Here is a 16,740-nt window from a genome sequence, read left to right as displayed (position 1 = left end):
GCAGAAGTATACGTACTGAGTAAAGAAGAGGGCGGCCGCCATACTCCGTTCTTCGCCAACTACCGTCCCCAATTCTACTTCCGTACCACCGACGTAACCGGCGCGGTTACTTTGGAAGAAGGTGTGGAAATGGTAATGCCGGGTGAAAACGTAACCATCACCGTAGAACTGATTGCGCCTATCGCTATGGAAGAAGGTCTGCGCTTTGCGATTCGCGAAGGCGGCCGTACCGTAGGTGCGGGTGTGGTTTCTTCTGTAATCGCTTAATTGAGGGATATTGATAAATGGCAAACCAAAAAATCCGTATCCGCTTGAAAGCTTATGATTACAGTCTGATTGACCGTTCTGCGCAAGAAATCGTTGAAACTGCCAAACGTACCGGTGCCGTTGTAAAAGGTCCGATTCCGTTGCCGACTAAAATCGAGCGTTTCAACATTTTGCGTTCTCCGCACGTGAACAAAACTTCCCGTGAACAATTGGAAATCCGCACCCACTTGCGCCTGATGGACATCGTGGATTGGACCGACAAAACTACCGATGCGCTGATGAAGCTGGATTTGCCGGCCGGTGTTGATGTAGAAATCAAAGTCCAATAATCAGGGCTGTTGAAAATCCCCAAGCAATCAATGCTTGGGGATTTTTTATGTTATGCCGTCTGAAAATATGCGGCGGCAAACAGGTTTAAGGCAAAACGACAAAATCAAAAAAAACAGTGCGGCCGGCGAAACCGGCCTATTTTTGTGCTTCAAAAATTTTCAGACGGCATTACCCGATATTTTTTAGTGAACAAAACAGGATATTTTTTATCAATAGCCTTCCTAAGGCTTGCCCCCCCCCGAAGAAAGGTAGAATCGGGCTTGGTTTGGGCAGAAGCATCCATCTGATTCTAAGGATGGATGATGTTTTATTCTCAAGACGATGTGTTGCGGTTTTGGGACAGCGCAGGTTTGGGTGACGGGAAGGGGGCTGACCGCGCATATCGGGAAAAACTGATCGATGTCCTGTCCAAAACCTACACTCATTCGGATGGGCACTGGGACCGGATAGATTTGGTGTTCGTTATCCTTGACGGCAGCTCCCGCGATTTGGGTACGGCCTATGATTTATTGAGGGGCGTTATCCTTAAAATGATTGATCCGGATAGGGTTATTGTTGCGATTAATCAGGCGGATATGGCGATGAAAGGACGTTATTGGGATAAGGTGCTGCATCAGCCGCAGCCGGCTTTGCAACAGTTTCTAGACGAGAAGGCCGAATCGGTACAAAAAAGGATTCTGGAAGCGACAGGTTTGCAGATTTCCAAACCCGTTTACTATTCGGCATACGAAAGCTACCATCTCAAAGAAATAATGGATGCAGTCATCAACCATATCCCGGTTTGTCGGAGAAAGATGCATACGCCGTGATGGTCGGATACCGACCCCTTTAAAAGCATCCGGCCCTATGCCGTCTGAAGATTCAAAACGCTTCAGACGGCATATTGAAGATATTTCTGATATTTCTGTTGATATTTCTTTGACTTGTCGGATATAATACCCAGCTTGGTACATTTGTGCCAAGTTTAACTTTGTCTGAAAGACAGGCCAATCGTAGCCTGTCCCTTTACTTTAAAAGGAAAATAATCATGACTTTAGGTCTGGTTGGACGCAAAGTTGGTATGACCCGCGTGTTCGACGAACAGGGTGTTTCTGTTCCGGTAACCGTTTTGGATATGTCTGCCAACCGCGTTACACAAGTAAAATCCAAAGATACTGACGGCTATACTGCCGTTCAAGTTACCTTTGGTCAGAAAAAAGCTAACCGTGTCAATAAAGCCGAAGCTGGACACTTTGCAAAAGCAGGTGTTGAAGCCGGTCGCGGTTTGATCGAGTTTGCTTTGGCTGAAGAAAAACTGGCTGAATTGAAAGCCGGTGACGAAATCACCGTTTCTATGTTTGAAGTCGGTCAACTGGTCGATGTAACCGGTACCTCTAAAGGTAAAGGTTTCTCCGGCACGATCAAACGTCATAACTTCGGTGCCCAACGTACTTCCCACGGTAACTCCCGTTCTCACCGTGTTCCAGGTTCTATCGGTATGGCGCAAGACCCGGGTCGCGTGTTCCCCGGTAAACGCATGGCCGGCCAATACGGCAACACCAAAGCAACTGTTCAAAAATTGGAAGTTGTCCGTGTTGATGCAGAACGCCAACTACTGTTGGTTAAGGGTGCTGTTCCGGGTGCGGTCAACAGCGATGTTGTAGTTCGTCCTAGCGTGAAAGTAGGTGCGTAATGGAATTGAAAGTAATTGACGCTAAAGGACAAGTTTCAGGCAGCCTGTCTGTTTCTGATACTTTGTTCGCCCGCGAATACAATGAAGCGTTGGTTCATCAGCTGGTAAATGCCTACTTGGCAAATGCCCGCTCTGGTAACCGCGCTCAAAAAACCCGTGCCGAAGTAAAACACTCAACCAAAAAACCATGGCGCCAAAAAGGTACCGGCCGTGCCCGTTCCGGTATGACTTCTTCTCCGCTGTGGCGTAAAGGTGGTCGTGCGTTCCCGAACAAACCCGACGAAAACTTTACTCAAAAAGTAAACCGTAAAATGTACCGTGCCGGTATGGCGACTATCCTGTCCCAATTGGCCCGTGATGAGCGTTTGTTTGCTATCGAAGCGTTGACTGCTGAAACTCCTAAAACCAAAGTTTTTGCTGAACAAGTGAAAAATCTGGGTTTGGAGCAAGTGCTGTTTGTAACCAAACAGCTCGATGAGAATGTTTACTTGGCTTCACGCAACTTGCCAAACGTGTTGGTTTTAGAAGCTCAACAAGTTGATCCTTACAGCTTGCTACGTTACAAAAAAGTAATCATCACTAAAGATGCAGTTGCACAATTAGAGGAGCAATGGGTATGAATCAACAACGTTTGACTCAAGTGATTTTGGCACCTATCGTTTCTGAAAAAAGCAACGTATTGGCTGAAAAACGCAACCAAATGACGTTTAAAGTTTTGGCAAATGCAACCAAACCTGAAATCAAAGCTGCTGTTGAGCTGCTGTTCGGTGTTCAAGTTGCTTCTGTAACTACCGTTACTACTAAAGGTAAAACTAAGCGTTTTGGTCGTACTTTGGGCCGCCGCAGCGATGTTAAAAAAGCTTATGTAAGCTTGGCTGCCGGTCAAGAGTTGGATTTGGAAGCCGCTGCTGCAGCTGCAGATAAGGAATAAACAAAATGGCAATCGTTAAAATGAAGCCAACTTCTGCAGGCCGTCGCGGCATGGTTCGCGTGGTAACAGAAGGTTTGCACAAAGGTGCGCCTTATGCACCTTTGCTCGAAAAGAAAAATTCTACTGCCGGTCGTAACAATAATGGTCATATCACCACCCGTCACAAAGGCGGCGGTCATAAACACCATTACCGTGTTGTAGACTTTAAACGTAACAAAGACGGTATCCCTGCAAAAGTAGAGCGTATCGAATACGATCCTAACCGTACTGCCTTCATTGCACTGTTGTGCTATGCAGACGGTGAGCGTCGCTATATCATCGCTCCTCGCGGTATTCAAGCCGGTGCTGTATTGGTTTCCGGTGCTGAAGCTGCCATCAAAGTAGGTAACACCCTGCCGATCCGCAACATCCCCGTTGGTACGACTATCCACTGTATCGAAATGAAACCTGGCAAAGGTGCGCAAATTGCACGTTCTGCCGGTGCTTCTGCGGTATTGCTGGCTAAAGAAGGTGCATATGCTCAAGTCCGTCTGCGCTCTGGCGAAGTTCGTAAAATCAACGTAGATTGCCGTGCAACCATCGGTGAAGTCGGTAACGAAGAGCAAAGCCTGAAAAAAATCGGTAAAGCCGGCGCCAATCGTTGGCGCGGTATTCGTCCGACCGTTCGTGGTGTTGTCATGAACCCTGTCGATCACCCGCATGGTGGTGGTGAAGGTCGTACCGGTGAAGCTCGCGAACCGGTTAGCCCATGGGGTACTCCTGCTAAAGGCTACCGCACTCGTAATAACAAACGCACGGATAACATGATTGTTCGTCGCCGTTACTCAAATAAAGGTTAATTAGTATGGCTCGTTCATTGAAAAAAGGCCCATATGTAGACCTGCATTTGCTGAAAAAAGTAGATGCTGCTCGCGCAAGCAACGACAAACGCCCGATTAAAACTTGGTCTCGTCGTTCTACCATTCTGCCTGATTTTATCGGTCTGACCATTGCCGTGCACAACGGTCGCACCCATGTGCCTGTGTTTATCAGCGACAATATGGTTGGTCATAAATTAGGCGAATTCTCATTGACCCGTACCTTTAAAGGCCACCTGGCCGATAAAAAGGCTAAAAAGAAATAAGGTGAATCATGAGAGTAAATGCACAACATAAAAATGCCCGTATCTCTGCTCAAAAGGCTCGTTTGGTAGCTGATTTGATTCGTGGTAAAGACGTTGCCCAAGCTTTGAATATTTTGGCTTTCAGTCCTAAAAAAGGTGCCGAGCTGATCAAAAAAGTATTGGAGTCAGCTATTGCTAATGCCGAGCACAATAACGGTGCGGACATTGATGAACTGAAAGTGGTAACTATCTTTGTTGACAAAGGCCCAAGCTTGAAACGTTTTCAAGCTCGCGCCAAAGGTCGCGGTAACCGCATCGAAAAACAAACTTGTCATATCAATGTGACAGTGGGTAACTAAGGAAAAGCTATGGGACAAAAGATTAACCCTACAGGCTTTCGCCTGGCGGTAACTAAAGACTGGGCTTCAAAATGGTTTGCTAAAAGCACCGACTTTTCTACTGTTTTGAAGCAGGATATCGATGTTCGCAATTATTTGCGTCAAAAATTGGCCAATGCTTCGGTTGGTCGAGTAGTTATTGAACGTCCTGCAAAATCTGCACGCATTACCATTCACTCTGCTCGTCCGGGTGTGGTTATCGGTAAAAAAGGTGAGGATATCGAAGTTTTGAAACGTGACTTGCAAGCCTTGATGGGTGTGCCTGTTCATGTAAATATTGAAGAGATCCGCCGTCCTGAGTTGGATGCTCAAATTATTGCTGACGGAATTGCCCAGCAGTTGGAAAAACGCGTTCAATTCCGTCGTGCTATGAAACGAGCAATGCAAAATGCAATGCGTTCTGGTGCTAAAGGCATTAAGATTATGACTTCAGGCCGTCTGAATGGTGCGGATATTGCCCGTAGCGAATGGTATCGTGAAGGTCGCGTGCCACTGCATACTTTACGTGCAAATGTAGATTATGCAACCAGCGAAGCGCACACCACATATGGTGTATTGGGTCTGAAAGTTTGGGTTTATACGGAAGGCAATATTAAATCTTCCAAACCTGAACATGAGAGTAAACAAAGAAAGGCAGGTAGACGTAATGCTGCAGCCAACTAGACTGAAATACCGTAAGCAACAAAAGGGTCGTAATACTGGCATCGCTACTCGCGGTAATAAGGTAAGTTTCGGTGAGTTCGGCTTGAAAGCCGTAGGTCGTGGTCGTTTGACTGCCCGTCAAATCGAAGCTGCTCGTCGTACAATGACCCGTCACATCAAACGTGGTGGTCGTATTTGGATTCGTGTATTCCCTGATAAACCGATTACTGAAAAGCCTATTCAAGTTCGTATGGGTGGCGGTAAAGGTAACGTGGAATATTACATTGCCGAAATTAAACCAGGTAAAGTGTTGTATGAAATGGATGGCGTTCCAGAGGAACTGGCTCGTGAAGCATTCGAGTTGGCTGCTGCCAAATTGCCTATTCCTACAACCTTTGTAGTAAGACAGGTGGGTCAATAATGAAAGCAAATGAATTGAAAGACAAATCCGTTGAGCAGTTGAATGCAGATTTGTTGGACTTGTTGAAAGCTCAGTTTGGCTTACGTATGCAAAACGCTACTGGTCAATTAGGCAAACCAAGTGAATTGAAACGTGTACGTCGCGATATTGCTCGTATTAAAACCGTTTTAACTGAAAAAGGTGCTAAGTAATGAGCGAAACTAAAAATGTTCGTACTTTGCAAGGCAAAGTAGTAAGCGACAAAATGGATAAAACCGTAACAGTATTGGTTGAGCGTAAAGTAAAACATCCGCTGTATGGTAAGATTATTCGATTATCTACTAAAATCCATGCCCATGATGAAAATAATCAATATGGAATTGGTGATGTAGTAGTAATTGCGGAATCTCGTCCACTGTCGAAAACCAAATCTTGGGTTGTTAAAGAACTGGTTGAGAAAGCGCGTACTGTTTAAAAATTAAGACAGTTAGCTTTAATAGGAAACGAAGTATTGCGCCAAAGTGAATTTGAGTGTAAACTTCGTTTCTTATCTTTCAGTTTCTTCTGGAAGTTCTCCCCTTCGGGATCCAAGACTGGTTTACTAGAACCTTGATGGTTTCATTTAATGAGCATCTGTAGTTGGGTGTAAGTTATATGAAAGTGGTAAATTAAGTTGGTTAATTTAAAGGTACTAATATGATTCAAATGCAGACCATCTTAGATGTGGCTGATAACTCTGGTGCACGACGTGTAATGTGTATCAAGGTATTAGGTGGATCTAAGCGTCGCTACGCTTCTGTTGGCGATATTATTAAAGTTGCAGTTAAAGATGCAGCCCCGCGTGGTCGCGTCAAAAAAGGTGATGTATACAATGCAGTAGTTGTTCGTACTGCTAAGGGTGTGCGTCGTCCAGATGGCGCGTTAATTAAATTTGATAATAACGCTGCTGTATTATTGAATAATAAACTTGAACCCTTGGGTACTCGTATTTTTGGTCCGGTAACCCGTGAATTGCGTACTGAGCGATTTATGAAAATCGTTTCATTGGCGCCTGAAGTATTATAAGGAATAGCGCGATGAATAAAATCATTAAAGGCGATCAGGTTGTAGTAATTGTCGGTAAAGATAAAGGTAAGCAAGGTCAGGTAGTTCGAGTATTGGGTGATAAAGTTGTTGTTGAAGGTGTGAATGTTGTGAAACGCCATCAAAAACCTAATCCGATGCGTGGTATTGAGGGTGGCATTATTACTAAAGAAATGCCTTTAGATATTTCTAATGTTGCAATCCTGAATCCGGAAACTAATAAAGCAGACCGTGTTGGTATTAAGCTGATTGAAAATGAAGGCAAAGTTAAACGCGTTCGTTTCTTCAAATCAAATGGCTCTATCATTGGAGCATAAGGAGATAACATGGCTCGTTTGAGAGAGTTTTATAAAGATACAGTTGTTCCTGAATTGGTTAAACAATTTGGTTACAAATCAGTAATGGAAGTTCCACGCATTGAGAAAATTACCTTGAATATGGGTGTAGGTGAAGCTGTTGCTGATAAAAAAGTCATGGAGCATGCTGTTTCAGATTTAGAGAAAATTGCTGGCCAAAAACCGGTTGTTACGGTTGCTCGTAAATCTATCGCAGGTTTTAAAATTCGTGACAACTACCCTGTCGGTTGTAAAGTTACTTTGCGCCGTGATCAAATGTTTGAATTTTTGGACCGTTTGATTACTATTGCATTGCCTCGTGTTCGAGATTTTCGTGGTGTAAGTGGTAAGTCATTTGATGGTCGTGGCAATTACAATATGGGTGTTCGTGAGCAAATTATTTTCCCGGAAATTGAATACGATAAAATTGATGCTTTGCGTGGTTTGAATATTACTATTACTACTACAGCAAAAACCGATGAAGAAGCGAAAGCTTTGTTGTCACTGTTCAAGTTTCCGTTTAAAGGATAATCATGGCTAAGAAAGCACTTATTAATCGTGAGCTGAAACGTCAGGCATTGGCAAAAAAATTTGCAGCTAAACGTGAGGCAATTTTTGCTGTTATTAATGATGCAGATGCGACTGAAGAAGAGCGTTTTGAGGCACGTTTGAAATTTCAATCCATTCCGCGTAATGCAGCACCTGTACGTCAACGTCGTCGTTGTGCCTTGACAGGTCGTCCTCGTGGCACTTTCCGTAAATTTGGTTTGGGTCGTATTAAAATCCGTGAAATCGCTATGCGTGGCGAGATTCCTGGTGTTGTTAAAGCTAGCTGGTAATAGGAGTATAAATAATGAGTATGCATGATCCTATTTCCGATATGTTGACTCGTATTCGCAATGCGCAACGTGCTAATAAAGCAGCTGTTGCCATGCCTTCTTCAAAATTGAAATGTGCAATTGCAAAAGTTCTGAAAGATGAAGGCTATATCGAGGATTTTACGGTTTCTGCTGATGCAAAACCGGTATTGGAAATTCAATTGAAATACTATGCAGGTTGCCCTGTGATTGAGCAAATTAAACGTGTTTCACGTCCTGGTTTGCGTATTTACAAAGCATCAAGCGAGATCCCTAGCGTAATGAATGGCTTGGGTGTTGCTATTGTTAGTACTTCTAAAGGTGTGATGACTGATCGCAAAGCCCGTTCTGAGGGTGTTGGTGGTGAGTTGTTGTGCATCGTAGCCTAGTGGAGAAATGTAAATGTCACGCGTCGCAAAAAACCCAGTGACTGTTCCTGCTGGTGTAGAAGTAAAATTCGGAACAGATGCATTGGTAATCAAAGGTAAACATGGCGAACTGTCCTTTTCTTTGCATTCCGATGTTGCTATTGAACTAAACGATGGTAAATTGACTTTTGCTGCAAAAAATGACAGTAAACAGGCTAATGCTATGTCTGGTACTGCTCGTGCATTGGTTAATAACATGGTTAAGGGTGTTTCTGAAGGTTTTGAGAAAAAACTTCAATTGATTGGTGTGGGTTATCGTGCCCAAGCGCAAGGCAAAGTTTTGAACTTGTCTTTGGGTTTCTCTCATCCAATCGTATACGAAATGCCTGAAGGTGTTTCTGTTCAAACTCCTAGCCAAACAGAAATCGTTTTGACTGGTGCAGATAAACAAGTGGTTGGCCAAGTCGCTGCTGAAATTCGTGCATTCCGCTCTCCTGAGCCTTATAAAGGCAAAGGTGTTCGTTATGTAGGTGAAGTAGTAGTGATGAAAGAAGCCAAGAAAAAATAATTGAGGTTCACTAATGGATAAACATACAACCCGACTCCGTCGTGCACGCAAAACCCGTGCGCGTATTGCGGACTTGAAAATGGTAAGATTATGTGTGTTCCGCAGCAATAATCATATTTATGCTCAAGTAATTAGTGCTGAAGGTGATAAAGTATTGGCTCAAGCCTCTACATTGGAAGCTGAAGTACGTAGTAGCCTGAAATCAGGTAGCAACGTTGAAGCAGCAGCTGTAGTTGGTAAGCGTATTGCTGAAAAAGCTAAAGCAGTAGGTGTTGAAAAAGTTGCTTTTGACCGTTCAGGTTTCCAATATCACGGTCGTGTGAAAGCTTTGGCTGAAGCTGCACGTGAAAATGGTTTAAGCTTCTAATATTTGGAGACTTTCAGATGGCAAAACATGAAATTGAAGAACGCGGTGACGGCCTGATTGAAAAGATGGTCGCAGTTAACCGTGTAACCAAAGTAGTTAAAGGTGGTCGTATCATGGCTTTCTCTGCACTGACTGTTGTTGGTGATGGTGATGGTCGCATCGGTATGGGTAAGGGTAAATCAAAAGAAGTGCCAGTTGCTGTTCAAAAAGCAATGGATCAAGCACGCCGCTCTATGATTAAAGTACCTTTGAAAAATGGTACTATTCATCATGAAGTTATTGGTCGTCATGGCGCTACTAAAGTATTTATGCAACCTGCTAAAGAAGGTAGCGGTGTAAAAGCTGGTGGTCCAATGCGTTTAGTATTTGATGCTATGGGTATCCATAATATCTCAGCCAAAGTGCATGGTTCTACTAACCCTTACAATATTGTACGTGCTACATTAGACGGTTTGTCTAAACTGTATACCCCTGCTGATATTGCCGCTAAACGTGGCTTGACAGTAGAAGATATTTTGGGAGCTAACCATGACTGAGCAAAAAAAGATTAAAGTTACATTGGTTAAGAGCCTGATCGGTACAATTGAATCTCATCGTGCTTGTGCTCGTGGCTTAGGTTTGCGTCGTCGTGAGCATACAGTAGAGGTTTTGGATACCCCTGAAAACCGTGGTATGATCAATAAAATCAGCTACTTGTTGAAAGTGGAGTCTTAATATGTTTTTGAATACTATTCAACCTGCTGAGGGTGCTACTCACGCTAGTCGTCGTGTTGGACGCGGTATTGGTAGTGGTCTTGGTAAAACAGGTGGTCGTGGTCATAAAGGTCAAAAGAGCCGGTCTGGTGGGTTTCATAAGGTGGGTTTCGAGGGTGGTCAAATGCCCTTGCAACGACGCCTCCCTAAAAGAGGTTTTAAATCTTTAACAGCATCAGCTAATGCACAGCTTCGTTTAAGTGAACTGGAATCAATTGCTGTTAATGAGATTGATATTTTGGTCTTAAAGCAAGCAGGTCTGATTGCATCTACAGTCTCTAATGTTAAAGTTATTGCTTCTGGTGAAATTTCTAAGGCAGTTGCTTTGAGGGGTATTAAAGTTACCAAAGGTGCGAGAGCTGCTATCGAGGCTGCTGGTGGTAAGATTGAAATGTAAGGTTTAATATTGTGGCTAATCAACAAACGTCATCAGGTTTATCCAAGTTTGGAGATCTTAAGAAACGTCTTTTGTTTCTATTTGGAGCATTGATTGTTTTTCGAATTGGTGCCCATATACCCGTACCTGGAGTTGATGCTGTTGCTTTAGCTAAATTATACGAAAGCGCTGGAAACGGCATCCTGGGAATGTTGAATATGTTTTCCGGTGGGTCGTTAGAGCGCTTTAGTATATTTGCAATAGGAATCATGCCATATATTTCAGCTTCTATTATTGTACAGCTCGCTTCTGAAATTTTGCCGTCATTGAAGGCTTTAAAAAAAGAAGGGGAGGCTGGTAGAAAGGTAATTACGAAATATACTAGGTATGGTACTGTTTTGTTAGCAATTCTTCAAAGTCTAGGTGTTGCATCTTTCGTATTTCAGCAAGGAGTTGTTGTAACAAGTTCATTTGAGTTTCATGTTTCCACGGTAGTTTCTTTGGTAACGGGAACCATGTTTCTTATGTGGCTTGGGGAGCAAATTACTGAAAGGGGTATCGGGAACGGTATTTCTTTAATTATTACGGCAGGTATTGCTTCAGGTATTCCTTCGGGTATTGCAAAGCTGGTTACACTGACGAACCAAGGTTCTATGAGTATGCTTACGGCGTTGCTTGTTGTATTTGGTGCCTTATTATTAATTTATTTGGTTGTATACTTTGAAAGTGCACAGCGGAAGATTCCTATTCATTATGCAAAACGCCAGTTTAATGGCGGGGTGGGTAGTCAAAATACGCATATGCCTTTCAAGTTGAATATGGCTGGTGTTATTCCCCCAATTTTTGCTTCCAGTATTATTCTATTTCCATCTACTCTTTTAGGTTGGTTTGGTTCGGCTGATACAAATAGTGTTTTGCACAAAATAGCTGGATTGTTACAACACGGTCAATTGCTGTATATGGCTTTATTTGCAGCGACAGTTATTTTCTTTTGTTATTTTTATACGGCTTTGTTTTTTAGCCCTAAAGAAATGGCAGAGAATTTAAAAAAGAGTGGTGCTTTTGTTCCTGGGATTAGACCTGGTGAGCAGACCTCTAGGTATTTAGAAAAAGTTGTATTACGTTTGACATTGTTTGGAGCTCTTTATATTACAACTATTTGTTTAATTCCAGAGTTCTTAACTACGGTTTTAAATGTACCTTTTTATTTGGGTGGCACGTCTTTGTTGATTCTAGTTGTTGTAACGATGGATTTTAGTACACAAATAAATTCGTATAGGCTTACTCAACAGTATGATAAGTTAATGACTCGTTCAGAAATGAAATCATTTTCTCGGAAATAGAATTATGGCGAAAGAAGATACTATCCAAATGCAAGGTGAAATTCTTGAAACTTTACCTAATGCAACATTTAAAGTAAAACTTGAGAATGACCATATTGTATTGGGTCATATTTCTGGGAAGATGCGGATGCATTACATTCGTATTTCTCCGGGAGATAAGGTCACAGTAGAGCTGACACCTTATGATCTAACTAGGGCTCGAATTGTTTTCAGAGCAAGATAAACCAATAAAAGGAAAATAAAATGCGTGTACAACCATCTGTTAAGAAAATTTGCCGAAATTGCAAGATTATTCGTCGAAATCGTGTAGTTCGTGTAATTTGTACTGATCCCCGTCACAAACAGCGTCAAGGTTAATGGAATATTTCTTTTAATGTGATTCTGTGATATAGTGACACACTTTGCCCTAAAAAGGAAAAAATATGGCTCGTATTGCAGGGGTAAATATCCCTAATAACGCACACATCGTAATTGGTCTTCAGGCTATTTACGGTATTGGTGCTACTCGTGCTAAATTGATTTGTGAGGCTGCAAATATTGCGCCTGATACTAAAGCAAAAGATTTGGACGAGACTCAATTAGATGCTTTACGTGATCAAGTTGCCAGGTATGAAGTAGAAGGTGATTTGCGTCGTGAAGTAACTATGAGTATCAAGCGATTGATGGACATGGGCTGCTATCGTGGTTTCCGTCATCGTCGCGGCTTACCATGCCGCGGTCAACGCACTCGTACAAATGCGCGTACCCGCAAAGGTCCGCGTAAAGCGATTGCTGGTAAGAAATAAATTTTAAGGAATTTTATTAATGGCTAAAGCAAACACAGCTTCACGTGTACGTAAAAAAGTACGTAAAACCGTGAGTGAGGGTATTGTGCACGTTCATGCATCTTTCAACAATACCATCATTACAATCACTGACCGTCAAGGCAATGCGTTGTCTTGGGCTACCTCTGGCGGCGCTGGTTTTAAAGGTTCTCGTAAAAGTACACCATTTGCAGCACAAGTTGCAGCAGAAGCAGCTGGTAAAGTTGCCCAAGAGTATGGCGTTAAAAATTTAGAGGTTCGTATTAAAGGTCCAGGTCCTGGTCGCGAATCCTCTGTACGTGCTTTGAATGCTCTTGGTTTCAAGATTACCAGCATTACTGACGTTACCCCGTTGCCTCATAACGGTTGCCGTCCGCCTAAAAAACGTCGTATTTAATATTGGAGTGATTTGAAACATGGCACGTTATATTGGCCCTAAATGTAAGTTGGCACGTCGCGAAGGTACGGATTTGTTTTTGAAGAGTGCGCGCCGCTCTTTGGATTCTAAATGTAAAATGGATTCCGCTCCCGGTCAGCATGGTGCAAAAAAACCGCGTTTGTCAGACTATGGTTTGCAGTTGCGTGAAAAACAAAAAATCCGCCGTATTTATGGCGTATTAGAACGTCAGTTCCGTCGTTATTTCGCAGAAGCTGATCGTCGTAAAGGTTCTACTGGCGAGTTGCTGTTGCAATTGCTGGAATCTCGTTTGGATAATGTCGTTTATCGTATGGGTTTCGGTTCTACCCGAGCTGAAGCAAGACAGCTTGTTTCTCATAAGGCGATAGCTGTAAATGGACAAGTTGTCAATATTCCTTCTTTCCAAGTGAAAGCTGGTGATGTTGTCTCGGTTCGTGAAAAAGCCAAAAAACAGGTACGTATTCAAGAAGCATTGGGTTTGGCAACTCAAATCGGCTTGCCGGGTTGGGTTTCTGTAGATGCAGATAAACTTGAGGGTGTGTTCAAAAACATGCCGGATCGCTCGGAATTGACCGGTGATATTAATGAACAGCTGGTGGTAGAGTTCTACTCTAAATAATGCTAGCTCAGTGAGGGACAGTTAAATGCAGAATAGCACAACCGAATTTTTGAAACCTCGTCAAATTGATGTAAATACTTTTTCTGCAACTCGTGCAAAAGTATCTATGCAACCATTTGAACGTGGTTTCGGTCATACCTTAGGTAATGCTTTGCGCCGTATCTTACTGTCATCCATGAATGGTTTTGCTCCTACTGAAGTGGCTATTGCCGGTGTATTACACGAATATTCTACTCTTGATGGTGTTCAGGAAGATGTTGTTGACATTTTGCTGAATATTAAAGGTATTGTATTTAAGCTCCATGGTCGTAGCCAAGTTCAACTTGTGTTGAAGAAATCAGGTTCAGGTATCGTATCTGCCGGTGATATTGAGTTGCCGCATGATGTAGAAATTCTGAATCCTGGTCATGTCATTTGTCATTTGGCTGATAACGGTCAAATTGAGATGGAAATTAAAGTAGAGCAAGGTCGTGGTTATCAATCTGTTTCAGGTCGTCAGGTAGTTCGTGATGAGAACCGTCAGATTGGTGCAATCCAGTTGGATGCGAGCTTTTCGCCCATCAGCCGTGTTAGCTTTGAGGTTGAACCTGCACGTGTAGAGCAGCGGACGGATCTTGATAAGTTGGTTTTGGATATCGAAACCGACGGTTCTATTGATCCTGAGGAAGCTGTACGCAGTGCGGCACGTATTTTGATTGATCAGATGTCTATTTTTGCTGATTTGCAGGGTACGCCTGTGGAGGAGGTTGAAGAAAAAGCACCTCCTATCGACCCTGTTCTTTTGCGTCCGGTGGATGATCTGGAATTGACAGTACGTTCAGCTAATTGTTTGAAAGCTGAGGATATTTATTATATTGGCGATTTGATTCAACGCACTGAAACCGAGCTTCTTAAAACGCCGAATTTGGGACGTAAATCTTTGAATGAGATTAAGGAAGTATTGGCATCTAAAGGTTTGACACTGGGTTCTAAGTTGGAAGCATGGCCACCTGTAGGCTTGGAAAAGCCTTAATGAAGAATTAAAGGATAATTGATATGCGTCATCGTAATGGCAATCGCAAATTAAACCGTACCAGCAGTCATCGTGCTGCAATGCTGCGTAATATGGCGAATTCATTATTGACTCACGAAACTATTGTAACAACTCTGCCTAAGGCCAAGGAATTGCGCCGTGTAGTAGAGCCGTTGATTACATTGGGTAAAAAGCCGTCATTGGCAAACCGCCGTTTGGCATTTGACCGTACTCGCGACCGTGATGTTGTAGTAAAACTGTTTGGCGATTTAGGTCCTCGTTTTACTGCTCGTAACGGTGGTTATGTTCGAGTGTTGAAATACGGATTCCGTAAAGGTGATAATGCACCTCTGGCACTGGTTGAATTGGTTGACAAACCGGCTGCTGAGTAATTTTAGTCATATAACGCCATCTGCCGAAAAGCAGGTGGCGTTATTTTTGCAATATCTGATAGGTAATAGAGTATTGGCTATCATGTTTAAAATATTAATTGAATAGCTAAGGTTTGCGCGGTAAACTTATATCATTAAAAAATTCTATGATGGTCTATATGATGAATGCCTTCGATATAAAGTCGACAAAGATGGACGTATTGTCTATATCTTTGCATACATCAGACTTGTTTGATTTGGAAGATGTGCTGGTCAAATTGGGCAAGAAGTTTCAAGAGTCTGGTGTTGTTCCATTTGTTCTGGATGTTCAAGAGTTTGATTATCCCGAGTCTTTGGATTTTGCTGCATTGGTTTCGTTGTTTTCAAGGCATGGTATGCAAATTTTGGGTCTGAAGCATTCTGATGAACGTTGGGCTGCTGTGGCTATGAAGTATCATTTGCTATTTTGTCTGTCTCATTCGGAAAATGTTAAAGAACTGGGTCAGGTTGAGGTGCAGAAAACGGAGGATGGTCAGAAAGCAAGGAAAACAGTATTGATTACATCCCCTGTCCGTACCGGTCAGCAGGTTTATGCCGAAGATGGCGATTTGATTGTTACAGGGGCGGTCAGTCAGGGGGCGGAATTGATTGCGGATGGCAATATACATATTTATGCGCCGATGAGGGGGCGTGCTTTGGCCGGTGCCAAAGGCGATACTTCTGCCCGCATATTTATCCACTCCATGCAGGCAGAACTGGTTTCTGTGGCGGGTATTTACCGTAATTTTGAACAGGATTTGCCGGACCATCTGCACAAGCAGCCGGTACAGATATTGTTGCAGGATAACCGATTGGTTATCAGTGCAATTGGCTCAGAGTAATTGTTTGATATTTTGAAAAGGAAATATTGTGGCAAAAATTATTGTAGTAACTTCAGGTAAGGGCGGTGTCGGTAAAACGACTACCAGCGCAAGTATTGCGACAGGTTTGGCATTACGCGGATATAAAACGGCGGTAATTGATTTTGATGTGGGCTTGCGTAACCTCGACCTCATTATGGGTTGCGAGCGTCGTGTCGTTTATGACCTGATCAATGTCATTCAGGGTGAGGCGACACTCAACCAGGCTTTGATTAAAGATAAAAATTGTGAAAACCTGTTTATTTTGCCGGCTTCCCAGACTCGGGATAAAGACGCTTTGACACGCGAGGGTGTCGAAAAAGTGATGCAGGAGCTGTCCGGCAAGAAAATGGGCTTTGAGTATATTATTTGCGACTCTCCCGCCGGTATTGAGCAGGGTGCATTGATGGCGTTGTATTTTGCTGATGAAGCCATTGTAACGACCAATCCTGAGGTTTCCAGTGTGCGTGACTCCGACAGGATTTTGGGAATTTTGCAAAGCAAATCCCGTAAGGCAGAGCAAGGCGGTTCGGTTAAAGAACATCTGTTGATTACGCGTTATTCTCCCGAACGTGTGGCAAAAGGCGAAATGCTGTCTGTACAAGATATTTGCGATATTCTGCGTATTCCTTTGCTGGGTGTGATTCCCGAATCCCAAAACGTCTTGCAGGCATCCAATTCCGGAGAACCGGTCATCCATCAGGACAGCGTAGCGGCTTCCGAGGCATATAAGGACGTTATTGCCCGTCTTTTGGGTGAGAACCGTGAAATGCGTTTCTTGGAAGCTGAGAAAAAAAGCTTCTTCAAACGTCTGTTCGGAGGATAA

At 43.1% G+C, this 16,740-nt stretch carries 33 protein-coding genes; all 33 read left to right on the top strand.

Annotated features, from left to right (window positions below):
- Nucleotides 1-267: EF-Tu C-terminal domain-related protein (locus tag Q3O06_RS07225; RefSeq protein WP_086435591.1), on the top strand; the 267-nt coding region annotated here is incomplete at its 5' end.
- Between the two features lie 17 nt (nt 268-284).
- A complete protein-coding gene (rpsJ, locus tag Q3O06_RS07220) occupies nt 285-596 on the top strand; it encodes a 30S ribosomal protein S10 (RefSeq protein ID WP_002642322.1) in 312 nt (103 codons plus the stop codon).
- Nucleotides 597-896: 300 nt separating this feature from the next.
- Entirely contained in the window at nt 897-1,406 is a 510-nt protein-coding gene (locus tag Q3O06_RS07215; protein ID WP_301818244.1) for a GTPase family protein, read from the top strand.
- 218 nt (nt 1,407-1,624) lie between these two features.
- Nucleotides 1,625-2,269, top strand: a complete 645-nt coding sequence (gene rplC, locus Q3O06_RS07210) for a 50S ribosomal protein L3 (RefSeq protein ID WP_040668774.1) — start codon at nt 1,625-1,627, stop codon at nt 2,267-2,269.
- Nucleotides 2,269-2,889, top strand: coding sequence for a 50S ribosomal protein L4 (gene rplD / locus Q3O06_RS07205; protein WP_301818243.1), 621 nt, complete (start codon nt 2,269-2,271; stop codon nt 2,887-2,889). Before rplC ends, rplD begins: the two co-directional genes overlap by 1 nt.
- Nucleotides 2,886-3,200: a 50S ribosomal protein L23 gene (rplW, locus tag Q3O06_RS07200; protein ID WP_002231529.1), complete on the top strand. Its 315-nt coding sequence runs from the start codon at nt 2,886-2,888 to the stop codon at nt 3,198-3,200. The genes rplD and rplW overlap by 4 nt, the downstream gene beginning before the upstream one ends.
- Nucleotides 3,201-3,205: 5 nt before the next feature.
- A complete protein-coding gene (gene rplB, locus Q3O06_RS07195) occupies nt 3,206-4,039 on the top strand; it encodes a 50S ribosomal protein L2 (RefSeq protein WP_003742892.1) in 834 nt (277 codons plus the stop codon).
- Between the two features lie 5 nt (nt 4,040-4,044).
- Nucleotides 4,045-4,323, top strand: coding sequence for a 30S ribosomal protein S19 (gene rpsS / locus Q3O06_RS07190; RefSeq protein WP_002215422.1), 279 nt, complete (start codon nt 4,045-4,047; stop codon nt 4,321-4,323).
- Nucleotides 4,324-4,331: 8 nt separating this feature from the next.
- On the top strand, nt 4,332-4,661 hold the full coding sequence (gene rplV / locus Q3O06_RS07185) for a 50S ribosomal protein L22 (RefSeq protein WP_002215424.1): 330 nt from the start codon (nt 4,332-4,334) through the stop codon (nt 4,659-4,661).
- Nucleotides 4,662-4,670: 9 nt separating this feature from the next.
- A complete protein-coding gene (gene rpsC, locus Q3O06_RS07180; RefSeq protein WP_003749800.1) occupies nt 4,671-5,363 on the top strand; it encodes a 30S ribosomal protein S3 in 693 nt (230 codons plus the stop codon).
- Nucleotides 5,347-5,763, top strand: coding sequence for a 50S ribosomal protein L16 (gene rplP, locus Q3O06_RS07175; RefSeq protein ID WP_003749802.1), 417 nt, complete (start codon nt 5,347-5,349; stop codon nt 5,761-5,763). Before rpsC ends, rplP begins: the two co-directional genes overlap by 17 nt.
- Nucleotides 5,763-5,954, top strand: a complete 192-nt coding sequence (gene rpmC, locus Q3O06_RS07170; RefSeq protein ID WP_002215432.1) for a 50S ribosomal protein L29 — start codon at nt 5,763-5,765, stop codon at nt 5,952-5,954. The genes rplP and rpmC overlap by 1 nt, the downstream gene beginning before the upstream one ends.
- Nucleotides 5,954-6,217, top strand: a complete 264-nt coding sequence (gene rpsQ, locus Q3O06_RS07165; protein ID WP_301818242.1) for a 30S ribosomal protein S17 — start codon at nt 5,954-5,956, stop codon at nt 6,215-6,217. Before rpmC ends, rpsQ begins: the two co-directional genes overlap by 1 nt.
- Before the next feature lie 221 nt (nt 6,218-6,438).
- Nucleotides 6,439-6,807: a 50S ribosomal protein L14 gene (gene rplN / locus Q3O06_RS07160; RefSeq protein WP_002215434.1), complete on the top strand. Its 369-nt coding sequence runs from the start codon at nt 6,439-6,441 to the stop codon at nt 6,805-6,807.
- 11 nt (nt 6,808-6,818) lie between these two features.
- On the top strand, nt 6,819-7,142 hold the full coding sequence (gene rplX / locus Q3O06_RS07155) for a 50S ribosomal protein L24 (RefSeq protein WP_301818241.1): 324 nt from the start codon (nt 6,819-6,821) through the stop codon (nt 7,140-7,142).
- A 9-nt stretch (nt 7,143-7,151) separates the two neighbouring features.
- Complete coding sequence (gene rplE / locus Q3O06_RS07150) at nt 7,152-7,691, top strand: 50S ribosomal protein L5 (protein ID WP_003684750.1); 540 nt, start codon at nt 7,152-7,154, stop codon at nt 7,689-7,691.
- 2 nt (nt 7,692-7,693) lie between these two features.
- The gene (gene rpsN, locus Q3O06_RS07145; RefSeq protein ID WP_003675888.1) at nt 7,694-7,999 is read left to right on the top strand and encodes a 30S ribosomal protein S14; all 306 of its coding nucleotides are present in this window, start codon (nt 7,694-7,696) and stop codon (nt 7,997-7,999) included.
- A gap of 14 nt (nt 8,000-8,013) precedes the next feature.
- On the top strand, nt 8,014-8,406 hold the full coding sequence (rpsH, locus tag Q3O06_RS07140) for a 30S ribosomal protein S8 (protein WP_118792935.1): 393 nt from the start codon (nt 8,014-8,016) through the stop codon (nt 8,404-8,406).
- 13 nt (nt 8,407-8,419) lie between these two features.
- Complete coding sequence (rplF, locus tag Q3O06_RS07135; protein WP_301818240.1) at nt 8,420-8,953, top strand: 50S ribosomal protein L6; 534 nt, start codon at nt 8,420-8,422, stop codon at nt 8,951-8,953.
- Nucleotides 8,954-8,966: 13 nt separating this feature from the next.
- Nucleotides 8,967-9,320 (top strand): 50S ribosomal protein L18, encoded by a 354-nt coding sequence (rplR, locus tag Q3O06_RS07130; protein WP_003749287.1) that lies wholly within the window; start codon nt 8,967-8,969, stop codon nt 9,318-9,320.
- A gap of 17 nt (nt 9,321-9,337) precedes the next feature.
- Nucleotides 9,338-9,856, top strand: a complete 519-nt coding sequence (rpsE, locus tag Q3O06_RS07125; protein ID WP_003684704.1) for a 30S ribosomal protein S5 — start codon at nt 9,338-9,340, stop codon at nt 9,854-9,856.
- Nucleotides 9,849-10,034 carry a 50S ribosomal protein L30 gene (gene rpmD, locus Q3O06_RS07120; RefSeq protein ID WP_003684808.1) on the top strand — a complete coding sequence of 62 codons (186 nt, stop codon included), beginning with the start codon at nt 9,849-9,851 and terminating at the stop codon, nt 10,032-10,034. The genes rpsE and rpmD overlap by 8 nt, the downstream gene beginning before the upstream one ends.
- A gap of 1 nt (nt 10,035) precedes the next feature.
- Nucleotides 10,036-10,470, top strand: a complete 435-nt coding sequence (gene rplO, locus Q3O06_RS07115; RefSeq protein WP_107819964.1) for a 50S ribosomal protein L15 — start codon at nt 10,036-10,038, stop codon at nt 10,468-10,470.
- Nucleotides 10,471-10,481: 11 nt separating this feature from the next.
- Complete coding sequence (gene secY, locus Q3O06_RS07110; RefSeq protein WP_301669754.1) at nt 10,482-11,792, top strand: preprotein translocase subunit SecY; 1,311 nt, start codon at nt 10,482-10,484, stop codon at nt 11,790-11,792.
- A gap of 4 nt (nt 11,793-11,796) precedes the next feature.
- Nucleotides 11,797-12,015: a translation initiation factor IF-1 gene (infA, locus tag Q3O06_RS07105; RefSeq protein WP_002215452.1), complete on the top strand. Its 219-nt coding sequence runs from the start codon at nt 11,797-11,799 to the stop codon at nt 12,013-12,015.
- A gap of 20 nt (nt 12,016-12,035) precedes the next feature.
- Nucleotides 12,036-12,149: a 50S ribosomal protein L36 gene (gene rpmJ, locus Q3O06_RS07100; RefSeq protein WP_003697674.1), complete on the top strand. Its 114-nt coding sequence runs from the start codon at nt 12,036-12,038 to the stop codon at nt 12,147-12,149.
- Nucleotides 12,150-12,214: 65 nt separating this feature from the next.
- Nucleotides 12,215-12,577 (top strand): 30S ribosomal protein S13, encoded by a 363-nt coding sequence (rpsM, locus tag Q3O06_RS07095; RefSeq protein ID WP_301818239.1) that lies wholly within the window; start codon nt 12,215-12,217, stop codon nt 12,575-12,577.
- 19 nt (nt 12,578-12,596) lie between these two features.
- Nucleotides 12,597-12,992, top strand: coding sequence for a 30S ribosomal protein S11 (gene rpsK, locus Q3O06_RS07090; protein WP_002216249.1), 396 nt, complete (start codon nt 12,597-12,599; stop codon nt 12,990-12,992).
- Nucleotides 12,993-13,011: 19 nt separating this feature from the next.
- A complete protein-coding gene (gene rpsD / locus Q3O06_RS07085; protein WP_301667506.1) occupies nt 13,012-13,632 on the top strand; it encodes a 30S ribosomal protein S4 in 621 nt (206 codons plus the stop codon).
- A 25-nt stretch (nt 13,633-13,657) separates the two neighbouring features.
- On the top strand, nt 13,658-14,644 hold the full coding sequence (locus Q3O06_RS07080) for a DNA-directed RNA polymerase subunit alpha (RefSeq protein WP_301818238.1): 987 nt from the start codon (nt 13,658-13,660) through the stop codon (nt 14,642-14,644).
- 23 nt (nt 14,645-14,667) lie between these two features.
- Nucleotides 14,668-15,036: a 50S ribosomal protein L17 gene (rplQ, locus tag Q3O06_RS07075; RefSeq protein ID WP_002216251.1), complete on the top strand. Its 369-nt coding sequence runs from the start codon at nt 14,668-14,670 to the stop codon at nt 15,034-15,036.
- Between the two features lie 146 nt (nt 15,037-15,182).
- Nucleotides 15,183-15,896 carry a septum site-determining protein MinC gene (gene minC, locus Q3O06_RS07070; RefSeq protein ID WP_301818237.1) on the top strand — a complete coding sequence of 238 codons (714 nt, stop codon included), beginning with the start codon at nt 15,183-15,185 and terminating at the stop codon, nt 15,894-15,896.
- A 28-nt stretch (nt 15,897-15,924) separates the two neighbouring features.
- Entirely contained in the window at nt 15,925-16,740 is an 816-nt protein-coding gene (minD, locus tag Q3O06_RS07065; RefSeq protein WP_003690053.1) for a septum site-determining protein MinD, read from the top strand.

Source organism: Neisseria maigaei, from assembly GCF_958267405.1.
Taxonomy (GTDB): Bacteria; Pseudomonadota; Gammaproteobacteria; order Burkholderiales; family Neisseriaceae; genus Neisseria; species Neisseria bergeri.
This window is presented reverse-complemented; position numbering and strand designations above follow the sequence as displayed.

Coding starts and splice junctions, on each gene's coding strand:
- rpsQ (WP_301818242.1), top strand. CDS start 5,954: ATGAGCGAAACTAAAAATGTTCGTACTTTGCAAGGCAAAGTAGTAAGC.
- rplE (WP_003684750.1), top strand. CDS start 7,152: ATGGCTCGTTTGAGAGAGTTTTATAAAGATACAGTTGTTCCTGAATTG.
- rplR (WP_003749287.1), top strand. CDS start 8,967: ATGGATAAACATACAACCCGACTCCGTCGTGCACGCAAAACCCGTGCG.
- rpmC (WP_002215432.1), top strand. CDS start 5,763: ATGAAAGCAAATGAATTGAAAGACAAATCCGTTGAGCAGTTGAATGCA.
- rplQ (WP_002216251.1), top strand. CDS start 14,668: ATGCGTCATCGTAATGGCAATCGCAAATTAAACCGTACCAGCAGTCAT.
- Q3O06_RS07215 (WP_301818244.1), top strand. CDS start 897: ATGATGTTTTATTCTCAAGACGATGTGTTGCGGTTTTGGGACAGCGCA.
- rpmJ (WP_003697674.1), top strand. CDS start 12,036: ATGCGTGTACAACCATCTGTTAAGAAAATTTGCCGAAATTGCAAGATT.
- rpsE (WP_003684704.1), top strand. CDS start 9,338: ATGGCAAAACATGAAATTGAAGAACGCGGTGACGGCCTGATTGAAAAG.
- rplN (WP_002215434.1), top strand. CDS start 6,439: ATGATTCAAATGCAGACCATCTTAGATGTGGCTGATAACTCTGGTGCA.
- rpsN (WP_003675888.1), top strand. CDS start 7,694: ATGGCTAAGAAAGCACTTATTAATCGTGAGCTGAAACGTCAGGCATTG.
- minC (WP_301818237.1), top strand. CDS start 15,183: ATGATGGTCTATATGATGAATGCCTTCGATATAAAGTCGACAAAGATG.
- rpsS (WP_002215422.1), top strand. CDS start 4,045: ATGGCTCGTTCATTGAAAAAAGGCCCATATGTAGACCTGCATTTGCTG.
- rplF (WP_301818240.1), top strand. CDS start 8,420: ATGTCACGCGTCGCAAAAAACCCAGTGACTGTTCCTGCTGGTGTAGAA.
- rplD (WP_301818243.1), top strand. CDS start 2,269: ATGGAATTGAAAGTAATTGACGCTAAAGGACAAGTTTCAGGCAGCCTG.
- infA (WP_002215452.1), top strand. CDS start 11,797: ATGGCGAAAGAAGATACTATCCAAATGCAAGGTGAAATTCTTGAAACT.
- rpsM (WP_301818239.1), top strand. CDS start 12,215: ATGGCTCGTATTGCAGGGGTAAATATCCCTAATAACGCACACATCGTA.
- rpsH (WP_118792935.1), top strand. CDS start 8,014: ATGAGTATGCATGATCCTATTTCCGATATGTTGACTCGTATTCGCAAT.
- rplO (WP_107819964.1), top strand. CDS start 10,036: ATGTTTTTGAATACTATTCAACCTGCTGAGGGTGCTACTCACGCTAGT.
- rplW (WP_002231529.1), top strand. CDS start 2,886: ATGAATCAACAACGTTTGACTCAAGTGATTTTGGCACCTATCGTTTCT.
- rpsD (WP_301667506.1), top strand. CDS start 13,012: ATGGCACGTTATATTGGCCCTAAATGTAAGTTGGCACGTCGCGAAGGT.
- rpsC (WP_003749800.1), top strand. CDS start 4,671: ATGGGACAAAAGATTAACCCTACAGGCTTTCGCCTGGCGGTAACTAAA.
- rplV (WP_002215424.1), top strand. CDS start 4,332: ATGAGAGTAAATGCACAACATAAAAATGCCCGTATCTCTGCTCAAAAG.
- rplB (WP_003742892.1), top strand. CDS start 3,206: ATGGCAATCGTTAAAATGAAGCCAACTTCTGCAGGCCGTCGCGGCATG.
- rplX (WP_301818241.1), top strand. CDS start 6,819: ATGAATAAAATCATTAAAGGCGATCAGGTTGTAGTAATTGTCGGTAAA.
- rpmD (WP_003684808.1), top strand. CDS start 9,849: ATGACTGAGCAAAAAAAGATTAAAGTTACATTGGTTAAGAGCCTGATC.
- rplC (WP_040668774.1), top strand. CDS start 1,625: ATGACTTTAGGTCTGGTTGGACGCAAAGTTGGTATGACCCGCGTGTTC.
- rplP (WP_003749802.1), top strand. CDS start 5,347: ATGCTGCAGCCAACTAGACTGAAATACCGTAAGCAACAAAAGGGTCGT.
- rpsK (WP_002216249.1), top strand. CDS start 12,597: ATGGCTAAAGCAAACACAGCTTCACGTGTACGTAAAAAAGTACGTAAA.
- Q3O06_RS07080 (WP_301818238.1), top strand. CDS start 13,658: ATGCAGAATAGCACAACCGAATTTTTGAAACCTCGTCAAATTGATGTA.
- rpsJ (WP_002642322.1), top strand. CDS start 285: ATGGCAAACCAAAAAATCCGTATCCGCTTGAAAGCTTATGATTACAGT.